This is a genomic window from Acidovorax sp. Root275, assembly GCF_001428965.1.
Taxonomy (GTDB): Bacteria; Pseudomonadota; Gammaproteobacteria; order Burkholderiales; family Burkholderiaceae_C; genus Acidovorax; species Acidovorax radicis.
In genome coordinates this window covers 122,056-135,371 of the sequence record NZ_LMJH01000009.1, presented here as the reverse complement: position 1 = coordinate 135,371, position 13,316 = coordinate 122,056, and the positions used below count along the sequence as shown (strand labels likewise).

The 13,316-nt window shown below is 67.5% G+C and carries 14 protein-coding genes and 1 pseudogene; 8 read left to right on the top strand and 7 right to left on the bottom strand.

Features of this window, described 5'->3' with window-relative positions; all coding sequences use genetic code 11:
* Positions 1-22 precede the first annotated feature (22 nt).
* Both ASE52_RS15725 and ASE52_RS15720 read left to right on the top strand, forming a co-directional pair.
* Positions 23-787 carry a tRNA-uridine aminocarboxypropyltransferase gene (locus ASE52_RS15725; RefSeq protein WP_057227447.1) on the top strand — a complete coding sequence of 255 codons (765 nt, stop codon included), beginning with the start codon at positions 23-25 and terminating at the stop codon, positions 785-787.
* Positions 788-969: 182 nt separating this feature from the next.
* The gene (locus ASE52_RS15720) at positions 970-1,386 is read left to right on the top strand and encodes a hypothetical protein (RefSeq protein ID WP_010464447.1); all 417 of its coding nucleotides are present in this window, start codon (positions 970-972) and stop codon (positions 1,384-1,386) included.
* 113 nt (positions 1,387-1,499) lie between these two features.
* Here ASE52_RS15720 and ASE52_RS15715 read toward each other — a convergent pair whose 3' ends face one another.
* Positions 1,500-2,354 carry a hypothetical protein gene (locus ASE52_RS15715; protein ID WP_057227445.1) on the bottom strand — a complete coding sequence of 285 codons (855 nt, stop codon included), beginning with the start codon at positions 2,352-2,354 and terminating at the stop codon, positions 1,500-1,502.
* Positions 2,355-2,890: 536 nt separating this feature from the next.
* Between ASE52_RS15715 and ASE52_RS15710 the strand changes: the two genes are divergently transcribed.
* From ASE52_RS15710 to ASE52_RS15700, 3 genes are all read left to right on the top strand, one after another.
* Positions 2,891-3,766, top strand: a complete 876-nt coding sequence (locus ASE52_RS15710; protein ID WP_057227442.1) for a PA4780 family RIO1-like protein kinase — start codon at positions 2,891-2,893, stop codon at positions 3,764-3,766.
* Between the two features lie 104 nt (positions 3,767-3,870).
* Positions 3,871-4,356, top strand: coding sequence for a GNAT family N-acetyltransferase (locus tag ASE52_RS15705; protein WP_057227440.1), 486 nt, complete (start codon positions 3,871-3,873; stop codon positions 4,354-4,356).
* Positions 4,357-4,613: 257 nt separating this feature from the next.
* Positions 4,614-4,865 carry a hypothetical protein gene (locus tag ASE52_RS15700; protein ID WP_010464440.1) on the top strand — a complete coding sequence of 84 codons (252 nt, stop codon included), beginning with the start codon at positions 4,614-4,616 and terminating at the stop codon, positions 4,863-4,865.
* A 26-nt stretch (positions 4,866-4,891) separates the two neighbouring features.
* Here the strand turns inward: ASE52_RS15700 and ASE52_RS25205 are convergent.
* The 3 genes and pseudogenes from ASE52_RS25205 to ASE52_RS15685 all read right to left on the bottom strand — a co-directional run bounded on the left by ASE52_RS25205 (position 4,892) and on the right by ASE52_RS15685 (position 7,656).
* A pseudogene (locus tag ASE52_RS25205) lies at positions 4,892-5,691 on the bottom strand (IS5 family transposase).
* A gap of 98 nt (positions 5,692-5,789) precedes the next feature.
* Positions 5,790-6,695 (bottom strand): DMT family transporter, encoded by a 906-nt coding sequence (locus tag ASE52_RS15690; RefSeq protein ID WP_057227437.1) that lies wholly within the window; start codon positions 6,693-6,695, stop codon positions 5,790-5,792.
* A 70-nt stretch (positions 6,696-6,765) separates the two neighbouring features.
* Positions 6,766-7,656: an AraC family transcriptional regulator gene (locus tag ASE52_RS15685; protein WP_057227435.1), complete on the bottom strand. Its 891-nt coding sequence runs from the start codon at positions 7,654-7,656 to the stop codon at positions 6,766-6,768.
* 148 nt (positions 7,657-7,804) lie between these two features.
* Between ASE52_RS15685 and ASE52_RS15680 the strand changes: the two genes are divergently transcribed.
* Positions 7,805-8,380 (top strand): hypothetical protein, encoded by a 576-nt coding sequence (locus tag ASE52_RS15680; protein ID WP_057227433.1) that lies wholly within the window; start codon positions 7,805-7,807, stop codon positions 8,378-8,380.
* 106 nt (positions 8,381-8,486) lie between these two features.
* On the opposite strand, the gene ASE52_RS15675 is transcribed toward ASE52_RS15680, so the two are convergent.
* Together ASE52_RS15675 and ASE52_RS15670 are read right to left on the bottom strand one after the other, a co-directional pair.
* The gene (locus tag ASE52_RS15675) at positions 8,487-9,548 is read right to left on the bottom strand and encodes a serine hydrolase (RefSeq protein ID WP_057227431.1); all 1,062 of its coding nucleotides are present in this window, start codon (positions 9,546-9,548) and stop codon (positions 8,487-8,489) included.
* 124 nt (positions 9,549-9,672) lie between these two features.
* Entirely contained in the window at positions 9,673-10,599 is a 927-nt protein-coding gene (locus tag ASE52_RS15670; protein WP_057228460.1) for a LysR family transcriptional regulator, read from the bottom strand.
* A 137-nt stretch (positions 10,600-10,736) separates the two neighbouring features.
* Here ASE52_RS15670 and ASE52_RS15665 point away from each other — a divergent pair, with 137 nt between their 5' ends.
* Positions 10,737-11,537, top strand: coding sequence for an SDR family oxidoreductase (locus ASE52_RS15665; protein ID WP_057227429.1), 801 nt, complete (start codon positions 10,737-10,739; stop codon positions 11,535-11,537).
* A gap of 200 nt (positions 11,538-11,737) precedes the next feature.
* Positions 11,738-12,613 (top strand): hypothetical protein, encoded by an 876-nt coding sequence (locus ASE52_RS15660; RefSeq protein WP_057227427.1) that lies wholly within the window; start codon positions 11,738-11,740, stop codon positions 12,611-12,613.
* Between the two features lie 38 nt (positions 12,614-12,651).
* Here ASE52_RS15660 and ASE52_RS15655 read toward each other — a convergent pair whose 3' ends face one another.
* Positions 12,652-13,164, bottom strand: a complete 513-nt coding sequence (locus tag ASE52_RS15655; RefSeq protein WP_057227425.1) for an SRPBCC family protein — start codon at positions 13,162-13,164, stop codon at positions 12,652-12,654.
* Positions 13,165-13,316 lie beyond the last annotated feature (152 nt).

Genomic DNA, 13,316 nt, shown 5'->3' with positions numbered 1-13,316 from the left:
CCTTGAAAAATCGGCTGCGGGGATGGCCACCCCCGCAGCCCCCCACGCTGTTTCGCGCCTGCGCACTGAGCGCCTGGCCCGCAGTGCCAAGCCCTTTCTGGCCCGGGGCGGCCCCAAGGGCGAGCGCTGCGCGGGCTGTCGCCTGGTGCCCAGCCACTGCATCTGCGCGCTGCGCCCCGTGCTGCCCACGCGCGCGGGCATGTGCCTGCTGATGGCCGACATCGAGCCGCTCAAGCCCAGCAACACCGGCTGGCTGATTGCCGATGTGGTGGCCGACACCCATGCCTTCGGCTGGGCGCGCACCGAGGTCCACCCCGACCTGCTGGCGCTGCTGGCCGACCCGCAGTGGCAACCTTATGTGGTGTTCCCTGGCGAGTTCGTGGCGCCCGAGCGGGTGGTCACACAGGTGGCGGTGCCCCGAGCCGGGGTCGAACCAGAACGATGGAAGCGCCCGCTGTTTGTGCTGCTCGACGCCACCTGGCCCGAGGCGCGCAAGATGTTCCGCAAAAGCCCTTACCTGGACCGCTTTCCGGTTCTGAGTCTGCAGCCCGAGCAGCTCTCGCGCTACCACCTGCGCCGCTCTACACGCACGGACCACTTCTGCACCTCCGAGGTGGGCGCGCTGTGCCTCGCGCTGGCGGGCGAGCTGCAGGCCGCGCAGACGCTGGAGGCGTATCTGGACGTGTTCACCCACCACTACCTGCAGGCGAAGCACCAGCTGCCGCCCGACTGGGCCAGCGAGGCACACCAGGCGCTGCGCAACGCATCCATAGGCGGGGCCGGGTAAGGCGCCCGCAGGGCTTGCATGACCTGTTGCGAAAAATGCATCGCGCCGTTAGCGCATGGTTACAGCTGCGGGGCCCGGCACGCTGCACAATCCGCGGCGCTCCAGCCGCCCATGGCGGCGCGGGCCACTTGCGAGGGAGGAGCAAGGGCCCGTATTTCTGGAGCCCATCACTTTAAGGAACTATGAAAAAACACACGCTGGTGATCGCATCCCTGAGCCTTGTCGCCGCATCTTTGGCCCACGCGGGCAAGGCCGAGCGCGACTTTTTTGCCGCCGAGGTGACCCCGGCCCTGAAGGCTGCCGCCGGCACCCTCAAGCAGTCGTGCGGCTGCGATGTGAAGATGGATGTGAAGCAGGACAGCTTTCAGACCGTGGACCACCTGCGCCAGGTGCGCTACGCGGCCGGCACCATCGTCGACAACGCGCCGCGCTACTGCAACGATGCCCCTTCCAAGGCCGCAGTGTGCAAACTCAAGACGCTGGAATTTGCCCGCACGGGCACCACCGCCTTCAAGTTTGCCGCAGGCAAGGGTGCGATCACCCTGGACGAAAGCTCCTACCCCAGCTGGGACATGCTGGCCGCCGAGCTGGACAAATAAGAAGCCCCGTTCGGTCACCATGGCCCAGCCAACGCCCCGGCACCACTTCGCGTGGTGCGGGGCGTTCGTGCGTGGGGGCACCGGCATGCGGCAGCCGTGAACGAATCGCCGTTCTAGCGTGGGGTGGCGCCCGCTGCCGCGCGGCTCTGCACGGCCTTGGCGATGCCGTCCGGCTCCAGATACGGGCTGCAGGACTGGTACAGCGCAAACTTCCTCTCTGCCGACGTCCCGACCAGCTCGGCCGACACCTCGGGTGCCGACTTCTTGAGCGCGTCCAGGTGGAAGTCGCCCTCGCCCGGGTGCAGCTCCACCGCTGCTTCCATCACTGCGGCCGCAGCAGCGCGCATGCCTTCCTGCCGTGGTTTTGCCACGCTGAGCGAAAGGCCGTTGAACACGTTGGCGCAGCGGATGAGGTCGGTGGCCACCGCCTTGCGTGCCTCGCTCTGCGCGGGCGTCCCCATCCCGTCCGTGCCGTCCAGGTAGGCCCACACGTCCAGGGGCGGGGTGCCGGGCGCGCAGGCGCCCTGGTAGGTGCCAGAAAAAGCATTCTTCATCACCTGCTGTCCCGCAGAGGTCTTCATGCCGCTGTCGATGATGAGCTGCTCGCCGTCGGCATGCACGGTGAACTGGTACAGGTGCGCTGCGGTGGCACCCGCGCTCGCGCCCGGGGCCTTGGCGATGCAACTGGCTTTCCAGGTCTCGTGGCCGGGCAGGGGGCGGGTGGACTCGCTGACCGTGCAGTCCATCCCGCGCTGCTGCATGGACTGTTTCCAGGCGGTGGCTGTCAGGTTGGCCATGTGCTGCGAGGTCACGCACACCGCCGCCGTGCCGCCGAGCGAGTCTGCATAGGCACCCTGGCGGAACCCGGCAGCCGCCGCTGGCTGCGCAGCCAGGGCGCACGAGACCAGCAGGCCCGCCAACGAAGCGGCGCGCCGGGCAGGGGCTGGGTGCGCAGTGGGAAAGGGCATGGGGGAAGTCTCCTGGGTTTTCGCGGCGCGAAGGCGGGCGATGGGTGTTTGGGGGGGACGCAGCAGCGGTCCGTGAAGTGCTGCGGTCTGTACAGCAGGCGGATGGCCGTGTGAAAGGGGCCGGGCCCAGGTGCAACAGGCATCCACGGGCCGTGTCGGATTGTCGTTCAGAGCCTCGGTGGCCTTGGTCTCGCTGGCGGCCGCCGAAAGCCCCGCAACGGCCTCAGAGCCTGTTCAAAGTCTTTTTGGAGTCGCACAAGTACCTTGCCTGGATGGGATGCAAGGCGCGGTGCGCAGTTGATAGCTTGGCTATCCACAAGCGCCGCAACGCCGCAGACCGCCCGGCAAGGCACTTGCCCGCAGGGTTGGAGTGAAATCGGGCGATTGGAAGCCTCGGCTGCTTGCATGGGCACGAGCCCATGCGGCACATCCGAAGCATCCACTCATCCCGATTGCACTCCAATGCGATCTCCAAAAAGACTTTGAACAGGCTCTTACAGCGACAATGGACGGTTCCCCTCTACCGCACAGCCCCGATGAAAGCACCCCCCCGCCTGCAGTCCCTCATTGAGGAAGGCCTGATCGACACCGTGGTCCGGCAACTCATGAGCGGCAAGGAGGCCATGGTCTACGTGGTGCGCTGTGGTGATGAAACGCGCTGCGCCAAGATCTACAAAGAGGCCAACAACCGCAGCTTTCGGCAGGCCGTGGATTACACCGAGAACCGCAAGGTCAAGAACTCGCGCTCGGCCCGCGCCATGGCCAAGGGCAGCAAGTTTGGTCGGCAAGAACAAGAGGCCGCCTGGCAAAGCGCCGAGGTCGATGCGCTCTACCGCCTGGCCGCTGCGGGCGTGCGCGTGCCGCAGCCCTACAACTTTCACGACGGCGTGCTGCTCATGGAGCTGGTGACCGACGCCCACGGCGATGCCGCCCCGCGCCTGAACGATGTGAGCTTCACGCCCGAAGATGCCCGAGCCCACCACGCCACGCTGGTGGCCGAGGTGGTGCGCATGCTGTGCGCGGGGGTGGTGCATGGTGACTTGTCGGAGTTCAACATCCTGCTGGCGCACTTGCCCGGCGCCGAGGGTGAACCCGGCGCCGACGGCCCCGTCATCATCGACCTGCCCCAGGCCGTGGACGCTGCGGGCAACAACCACGCCCAGCGCATGCTGCTGCGCGACGTGGCCAACCTGCGCGATTTCTTCGGCCAGTTCGCGCCCGAGCTGCGCACTACCCAATATGGCCCCGAAATCTGGAGCCTGTACCAGAGCGGGCTGCTGAGCAACGAGACCCCGTTGACCGGCCGCTATGCGCCGCAGCATGTCGATGTGGACATGCAGGCCGTGCTGCGCGAGATCGACGACGCGCGCGACGAAGACGCGGCGCGCAGGCTGCGCATGGCGGCGGGCTGACGCCTCTCGTCCAGCCCGCCGCGTGCGGGAGATGCGCAGGTGGCAGGGTGGCGCCAAGGCCTTGCGGCACAATCGCGCCCCTTTTTCTCTGCAGCTTGCTCGCCATGCCGTCCATCCACATCCGCAACTTTCGCTCTGGCGACGAACCCGCCTTGCGCGCCGTTTTCCACGCCTCGGTGCATGGCCTGGCCTGCAAGGACTACACCGCCGAACAACTCGCTGCCTGGGCGCCGCCGCACCATGACGCCGCGCAGTGGGCCGGGCGCATGCAGGCCAACCAGCCCTTCATCGCGCAGGCGCAGGGCGGTGGCGCCATTGCCGGGTTTGCCGATCTGCAGGCCAGCGGCACCATCGACATGTTTTTTGTGGGCCCGGCGTTTGCAGGCCAGGGCGTGGCCCGGGCGCTGATGGCACACATCCACACGCAGGCGGCGCAGCGCGGCATCGCCCACTTGCACGCCCACGTGAGCCTGACCGCCGAGCCTTTTTTTGCCGCGCAGGGCTTTGTGGTGGAAGAGCGCCAGCAGGTGCAGCGCGCGGGCGTGGTGCTGCGCAATGCGCGCATGGCCAAGGCGCTGGTGTTGGGCTGAGAGCCTGTTCAAAATCTTTTCGGGGATTTCACTCCAACCCTTCGGGCAAGGTACTTGTGCACCCCGAAAAGATCTTGAACAGGTTCTAAGGGGTAGCTCCATATTTGATAGCTGATTGCGCTTATCCATCAAGCGCTGGAGGCCAATTTGGCTTCAAATTCAGCCGCCGTGCTGTGTCTTTGCCCCCGCAGGTGCCTTACAGTAGCCGCCCCGCAGCAGACAAACCCACCCCACCGGCCCACGACGGCTGACACCCCATGACCAAAGACCTGGCCCGACAGAACGAACTCAAACCCATGGCGCTGTGCGAGCCCTGCCAGGGCATTCAGCGCAACTGGCGCAAGGCGCCGGGCCACGCCGAGCTGGTGCAGCGCGGTAACCGCAAGGAAGACCGCGAGACGGGCTCCGTCACCATCACCCGCTATGTGTGCGACCGCTGCGGCACGGCGTGGGAATATGAAAACGACAAGGACAACCAGAAAGCAGGCTGGTCGGTGGTGGGGCGGTAGCCTCTTTTCTTCCTCTAAGAGCCTGTTTACGATCTCCGAAGTAGCAGAGCCAAGAACGCCAAGTGGATGAACTGCAAGCTGGTGTTGAGTAGCCTCTCGCAGTTCTTCCACAACCTCCTGTTCTTCTCCAGCCACGCAAAGCTGCGCTCCACCACCCAGCGCTGGGGCATCACCTTGAACGTATGCAGCTCACTGCGCTTGGCAATGTGCACGCTGACCTGTCCGCCCAGAATCTCTTGCACCGCCCTGGGCGAACGGCTTGCCCACATAGCCGCTGTCACACAGCAAGGCTTGCACCTTGCCCAGAGCTGGCTTGCAGCGCTGCAGTGCCTGCAAAGCCCCCTTGCGGTCCGTCACTTGTGCTGTAGTCACCGCAATGGCGTGCGGCAGCCCTTGGGTGTCCACTGCAATGTGGCGCTTGATGCCAGAGACTTTCTTGCCCGCGTCATAGCCCTTCAAGGCCGCCGTGTCCGTGTTCTTCACGCTCTGCGCGTCCACGATCAAGAACGCGCTTGAGGCGCTGCGCCCCAGTCTCTCTCGGGCCACGCCAACCTGATTTTTTTAAAGCCTGCTCCAGCACGCTCGCGCCGTGCTGGTCAGGCTCGCTCCACTTGCGCCAGTACGCATAGACGTTTTGCCACTTGGGAAACTCAGGTGGCAGAAAGCGCCATTGGCAACCCGTGCGCAGTAGATACAACACCGCGCAGAACACTTCATAAAGGTCTAGCGTCGCAGGCTTAGTGCTGCGACGAACTCCACGCAGCAGCTCCTCTATCTCTGCAAATTTCTCTCGGCTGATATCGCTTGGGTATGGCTTTCTGGTCACCTCCCTATTTTCATGCTCTGGGAGATCGTAAACAGGCTCTAAGGGCGCGGCGGATCAACAGCCTCTGGCGGGCCCGCACAGGGCGTTGTGGCCTCCCGTCATGGCCGCTCTCGGGGGGCGGTGGCCGCCAGCACCATCCCTGCCAGCACGCAGCCCAGCCCGGCCCACTGCCAGAGGCGGATGGCTTCGCCCAGCACGCCGGCCGACAGCGCCAGCGCCGACACCGGCAGCCACACGGTGGCCAGCGATGCGCGCACGCCGCTGGTGCGCGCGCTGCCCGCGTACCACAGCAGAAATCCGCCCACCGTGGGCACCCACGCGTAGTACAGCACCCCCGCCATTGCCGGGGCGGTGAAGGCCGAAGCAGAACCCGAGCCCTCGCGCGCCAGCCACGCGGCGGGCAGGGCCGACAGCAAGAGCCCGCCCGCCGACATGAGGGTGGACATCGCCAGCGCAGGCAGGGGCCGCGACAGGCGCTTGTTGGCCAGGATGAACACCGCCTCGCACGCCACGGCGGCCAGCACCAGTGCGATGCCTGCCAGCCGCGTGGGGTTGCTGCTGCCACCAGCCGCGTCGGGGGAAAAGGCCACGGCCATCACGCCTGCCGTGGCCAGGCCGATGGCCAGCACCAGGCGCAAGCCGGGCCGCTCGCCCAGCAGCAGGGCCGAGAACAGCGCGGCCGCCGCCGGCAGCGTGCCCGCCACAATGCCCGCGTCAGACGCACTGGCCAGGGTGACGCCCAGGATCAGCAGCACCGAGTACCCCACGCTCCCCGCCGCCGCCTGCACCGTGAGCAGCACCGCGTCGCGCCGGCCCACGCGCGGCAGCCGCTGGCCGCGCCAGTGCATCAGCGCAAAGAACACGGGCAGCGCCAGCGCGTGCCGCAGCACCGTGGCGAGAAAAGGTTCGATGTCCTGGCCGATGACCTTGCTGGCCACCACCGTGCTGCCCACGAGCACCATCCCCAGGCTGCACAGCAGCTGGCCTTTGAGCGAATCTGACATGAGCGGAAACCTTGCCGAAGTGATGAATCAACCGGCAGTCTCCCGGGGCCCGCGCGCTGCGTCTTGAACGTTATTGCGCCCCGGGGCGGCGGTGCGCCTTTTGCCATGCACCGGGCGTGAAGCCAAATTGCCGCGCAAACATGCGGGTCATGTGGCTCTGGTCCGCAAAGCCGCTGGCCGCCGCGGCATCGGCCAGGCTGGCACCGCGCCGGATGAGGTGGCGGCTGCGCTCGGCCCGCTGCTGAAGCAGCCAGGCGTGCGGCGGCAACCCATAGGCCTCGGCAAAGCGCCGCAGCAGCTGGTAGCGGCTGAGCCCGGCAAGGGCTGCCATCTGTGCGAGGGAGGGCGGAGCCAGTGGCGCATCGGCCAGCCAGTCGCGCACCTGTTGCACAACCTCGGCGGCAGCGGTGGCACGCGAAGTGGGCGGTGTCGCCGTGCTGGCGTGGCGCTCCAGGAGCAGCGCAGAGGTCAGGGCCAGCGATTCCTCGCAGGCCAGGCGGTCCATGGCATCGGCCGACGGCGGGGCGTGCAGCGGCTGTGCTTGCAGGGCGTTCCACCGGAACACGCGCGTGATGAGCGTGTGCAGGGCGCGGGCCAGGGCAGGGTCCTGGATGACGGGGCGGGTGAGCGCGATGTCGGCCCCCGCCCCAGGGGCCTCGTTGTCCGCCAGGGCCTGCAGCGCCGCCGGTTCCAGGTACACCATGCGCCAGCGGCGCGAGGCACTGCCCAGCGGCTGGCCATCGTGCACCTCGCCCGGGTTGGTGGTGATGAGGTCGCCCGCATAGGCATCCACCGGGCCGCGCCCGCTGGCGGAGCTTTGCGCGCCATCGTCCAGCAGGCCCAGCCCGTAGACTGCATGCCAGTGCCGGCCGTAGTGGCGGGAACTTTCTGCGTGTGTGCAGTACACACCTTGCCAGGGAGAGGCGAAAACCTGGCATCGATGGATGGGCGGTGGCGTCATCGCGCCGATTATTGCGCCGGCCTGCCCGGAGCATGTTCTGGCCCATCCGCCCTGCATAGTGCCCGGCCGCCGCATCCGCGACACCGCAACCACCACAACGATGGCAACCATTGCATCGACTGCCACAACAGCCCCAAGGAGCGCACGCATGCTGCATCGCCGACGATTTCTGACCACCGCCTCCAGCGGCCTGGCCCTGGGCGGGGCCGCGTTGCTGCTGGCGGGGCGTGGCGCGCTGGCCCAGCCCACCTACACCGTGCCGCTCGCGCAGCTGCAGGAGATGGTGGCCACGAAGTTCCCGCGCAGCGTGCCGGTGCAGGGCCTGTTCGACCTCACCCTGCAGGCGCCCAACCTGCGCCTGTTGCCCGAGGTCAATCGCCTGGGCGCGGCCATGGTGGTGGACGCGGCGGGTGCCGCATTGCGCCGCAGCCATGCCGGGAGTTTTGATGTGGAGTTTGGGCTGCGCTACGAAGCCAGCGACCGCACGCTGCGCGCCCACCAGATCCGGCTGGTGCGGCTGGATTTCCCGTCCCTCAAGCCGGCCGTCACCGAACTGCTCAACGCCTACGCGCCCGTGCTCGCCGAACAGTCGTTGCGCGAAGTCACCTTGCACCAGCTGCGCCCGCAGGATACCGCCGTGTTCGACGGTCTGGGCCTGCAGCCGGGGCCCATCACTGTGACGGCCCAGGGGCTGTCGGTCGCGTTTGTGGGCAAACAGCCCTGAGCACGTTTGTTATTGGGTGCTTCAAAAAGCATAGCTGCCTGCGCTGGATGGATAAGCGCTGAAGAGCAAAAAGAATCGAATTCTTTGGGACAGTCCGGGCCGAAGCCTATTTCGGCTCGCCCGCCACGCGGCGCTGGGCTGCCGCAAAGAGCGGGCCGCGGATCAGCTGCAATGCGTGGCCCCGTTGCTGGCTGTCGGATGACACGGCGGACGTGGTGGCCACGACGAGGTCCAGGGGCGGATAGACCCAGATGAACTGCCCGCCATACCCACTGGCCATGAAGGTGGGGCGCGGCGCCTTGCCGGGCACCACCCACCACAGGTAGCCATAGTGCAACCCCACCGGCGGGCCTCCTGTGTTCTGCGCCTGCACCGAGGCGTCCGCAAACGCTTCGGGCACCAGCGGCTTGCCGTTCCACTGGCCGCGTTGCAGGTACAACTGGCCAAGCTTGGCCATGTCCAGCGTGCGCAGGTGCACGATGCTGTCCCGGTAGCTTGGCTCGGCCAAGCCCATCGGGCCCACCAGTTGCTGGCGCGCGTAGTCGGCCAGGGGCATGCCGGTGGCTTTTTCCAGCACGGTGACCAGCAGTGGCGTGACAGAGTTGTCATAGGAAAAAACCTGGCCCGGGTCTGCCGCCAGCGGCCGCGCCCAGGCCTCGCGCACGGGCAACGGCGCAGCGGTGCCAGCGCGGGTGCGCGGGCCGCTGTCCTGCGCAAATCCCGCCGTCAGTGTCAGCAGGTGCCGCAGCGTGATGGTGGCGGTGCGCGGGTCGGTGTTGAGGGGCACCCACTCAGGCACCAGCTCTATCACACGCTGGTCCACACTGGTGATCCGGCCCTGCGCGATGGCCGCACCCAGCAAGGCCGACAGCGCGCTCTTGGAGGCCGACTGCGTATCGCGCAGCTTGTCAGGCTCCCCATCGCGGTAGAACCGGTACACCACCCGGCCGCGCAGCACCACCACGGCGCTTTGCACATCGGTGAACTGGGTGGCCAGTGCGGCGTCCACGCCCTGAAAGGCCGTGGCGTCCAGCGCTTGTTCGGCGGATGCCGAGGTTTCGCGCCAGGGCGCATCGGCGGGCTGGGCGTGCACGGCACCGGTGGCCAGGCAGGCCAGCAGGCCGAGGGTCATCCAGGTGGTCGAACGGGTGGGCCAGCGGGGGTGCATGCGGGTTCCTTCCAGCGATCAGCAAGCGGTCAACGGGTGCGCGCAGTGTAGGAGCGGCAAGCTTTGCGCACGCCAAAGGCGCCGCCTGGCCCGGGCTGGCCGCTTGGAGACTCCCACCGGGCGTTCATCCATCTCCGCGCACCCGTTGCGCAAACCCGCGCTGGCTGAACTGCTCCACCACAAAATCCACAAACACCCGCGTGCGCGCTGGCAGCAGCTTCTTGCTGGGGTAGTACAGCGATGTCGGCCCCGCATCCGCCCACCAGCCTGGCAGCACCCGCACCAGGTCGCCGCGCGCCAGCCAGGGCTGCGCAAACGGCATGGGCAGCACGGCCAGGCCCAGGCCCATCAGCGCGGCCTGGCACATGGCCTCGGGGTCGTCGAACACGATGCGGGGGCAGAACTCTGCCGCTGCAGCGTCGCCCGCCTTGTTGCGCAGCGTGGTCACGGGCACGCGCCCCGTGCGGATCGCGCGGCGCGCAATGCCGTCCCACTGCGCCAGGTCTGCCGGATGGCGGGGCGTCTTGCGGCCCTTGAGCAACGCGGGGGCGGCCACCACCACCAGGTGGATGGGCCCCAGCGTGCGCGCCACCATGTCGGGGTTCAGGTTCAGGCCGCCGCCAATGCCGGCGTCAAAACCCTCGCCGATCAGGTCGACCTGGCGGTTCTCAAAGCGCCAGTCGGGCTGGATGGCCGGGTAGCGCTGCAAGAACTCGGTGAGCAGCGGCACGATGTAGGCGCGGCCAAAGGCCTGGCCCATGCTCACCTTGAGCGTGCCCGCAGGCTGCTGCTCGGCTTCGGCCGCGTGGTCCACCGCATCGGCCAGCGCGGTCAGCGGCGGGCTGATCTGCGCCAGCAGGCGCTGCCCGCCCTCGGTGAGCGTGAGGCGCCGCGTGCTGCGCTGGAACAGCCGCACGCCCAGGCTGGCCTCCAGCCGCGCCACGTTCTTGCTCACGGCGGCGGGCGTGAGGCCCATGAGCCGCGCAGCGGCCGAGAAGCTGCCGGACTCGGCGGATTTGACAAACGATTCCAGGTGGCTCAGAGGTTGCATGGCCTGCATTTTCAACTGGCAGTTGAAATAGATCTAGCCTATTCATGGCTACCGGGAAGGCAATTGTTTGCCGACACTGCAGGCATTCCGGGTTCTGTGACGAACCTTTTCAATCACCTGTTTTTTGGAGAAACACCATGTCTTCTGTGCTTGACGCATCCCCCTCGGCAGCGGGACCCGCAGCCTCTTCACGTGTGCTGGCTGGCAAGGTTGCCTTTGTCACCGGCGGCGCGCGTGGCATTGGCGCCGCCATCGTCCAGCGCCTGGCGCGCGACGGAGCGGCGGTGGCCTTCACCTACAGCAGCTCCGAAGCCCCCGCGCAGGCGCTGGTGGCTGCCATTGAAGCGGGTGGTGGCAAGGCCCTGGCGCTGCGCGCCGACAGTGCGGACGCCGCCGCCCTCACGCAAGCCATCGACGGCGCGGCGCGCACGCTGGGCCGCCTCGACATCCTCGTCAACAACGCGGGCGTGGCGGTGGCCGGCGAGATCGACAACTTCGCGCTGGCCGATTTCGACCACACGATCAACGTGAACGTGCGCGCGGTGTTCGTGGCCACGCAGGCCGCCGTGCGCCACATGGGCCAGGGCGGGGCCTATGGCCGCGTCATCACCATCGGCAGCACCAACTCCGACCGTGTGCCATGGGCAGGCTTCAGCGTGTATGGCATGAGCAAGGCCGCCATCGTGGGCCTCACCAAGGGCCTGGCGCGCGACCTGGGGCCGCGTGGCATCACGGTGAACAACGTGCAGCCCGGCCCGGTCAACACCGACATGAACCCCGCCGACGGCCCCCTGGCCAGCAACATGCACGGCATGATGGCGCTAAACCGCCACGCCCACCCCGACGAAATCGCGGGTATGGTGGCCTATCTGGCGGGGCCGGAGTCGGGCATGGTGACGGGGGCCAGCCTGCTCATCGATGGCGGGTTTGCGGCCTGATCCAGAGCGCCCCTGGACGCGTTGGCCCCGTGCGGCAGGCTGATCCGCCGCGTCGCTTACGTCGCTTACGTCGCATCGGCGCGGGCAGCCGTCGTCGGTGGGAGTGTGTGGTGCGATGTCTTTGCCGCCCAGGGGGATCAGGGCGGGTGGTTGCGCCCGCAGCGATATAGTGGCCCACCCTTCCACCTGGGACCACGTTTGTGAACCACACTCCTCGCCTCTTGCGCAGCGCCTGCGCCACTGCCGCAGCATTGGCCGCACTGACGGCCAGCTTCACCCTGCACGCCGCCACCACCGCCGAGTCCGGCTATGTGGGCGAATACCGGGGCGGCTCCGTGGACACCATCGCGCAACTGGCGCTGCTGGCCGACAACACCTTTTGTTTTGCCTTGACCGGCGGGGCGCTGGATATGGTGATGGCGGGCCGCTGGAAGTCGGAAGGCAGCGGAGTGCGGCTGCAACAGGTGCGGCAGGACCAGACCTTGTTCCCGGCCTATGCCCGCAAGGTGGCCGCATTGGGTGCCATGGTGGAGTTCGACTTTCATGGCCACACGCTGTCCAGTGCCCGCGCGCCGGTGTTTGCGGTGTCGGCGGACGACAAGGCCCCGGCCGCGCTGCGCCCGCTGTTTGGCCAGGGCAACAGCAACTGGTCTGAAAACTACCCGCTGCCCCCTTTGCCTGCGGAGTCGGTGCGCTACTTCTACCTGGGCGACGTGGTGGAGGAGGCACCGGGCAAGCCCGCGGTGGTGAAGGTGGTGCAGTACCGGCTGGACGGTGCCAATTCGGTGCGGGTGGGGTTCGATCCGCTGCAGGCCATGCCCCTCATGAACCAGCGGGCCGAGCTGCAAGGGGACATGTTGTTTCTGTCGGGCAGCCGCCTGGGCAAACGCCGGGCGCTGGACCCTGAAGTGGTGCAAACGGTGCGCACGGGTTGCATAGCGCCCGCGCTGAACCCTGGCGCCCCGCGCCCTGCGCTGAAACAAGGCGAGACCCAGCCCCTGCAGCCGCTGAGAACTTTTACCGTCAGCCCGTCGACCATCCAGGGCACGCCGTTCTTCGAAGCCAAAAGCAACTGAGCTGTGGTGAGCGGTCGTCGGGCCGGATGGGGGCCGACTCAGGCTGAAATCGCCGGGCCTGCGGGCGCACGCAGGGGGGTCTCGATCTGCATCTTGGCCAGCCGCAGCGCCTTGCGCATGTAGCCGCGCCACAGCAGGTTGGCCAGCAACCAGAGCACCGGTGCGGCCCACTTGGAGCGGGGGTGGAAGGCGTGGCGCCAGCGCACGGTGGTCTGCGTGCCGCCCGCCTGGGGGTCAAACCACCACGCCCCGTTGGCGCCGGTGGCCAGCCAGCGCATCGCACCCGTGAAGCCGCTGACGGTGTAGCTGAAGTACTGCGCCGGGTGGTAGTGCTTGAGCCTTTCTTCGACCAGGCTGCCATCGGACAGCGCCACGGTGCGGGTCTGCCCCGGCGTGTCCCAGGCGCCCGTCTGGTCGCGCGTGCCAGTCACTGCGGGCAAAGGCCCGTAGCCGGTGAACAGGGCGCGCGGGTCGATGGGCGCGATGTGCTGGAACGCCAGTGCCGGGGAGGCCTTGATGTGCGTCTGGACCGTGGCAGAGAAGGTGGTCATGGGTGAATCCGGTGCGTTGCTTCCGCCTCTCGGGCAGTCAAGTCACTGTAGGGCGCGCGGCGAAAGCGATAAATACCCTTTTCCACAACGGACTGTTTGCCGAATGGCCAGCAATCGCCCCTTTCCCAGGCGAAGAAGCGGTGCGCCAACAC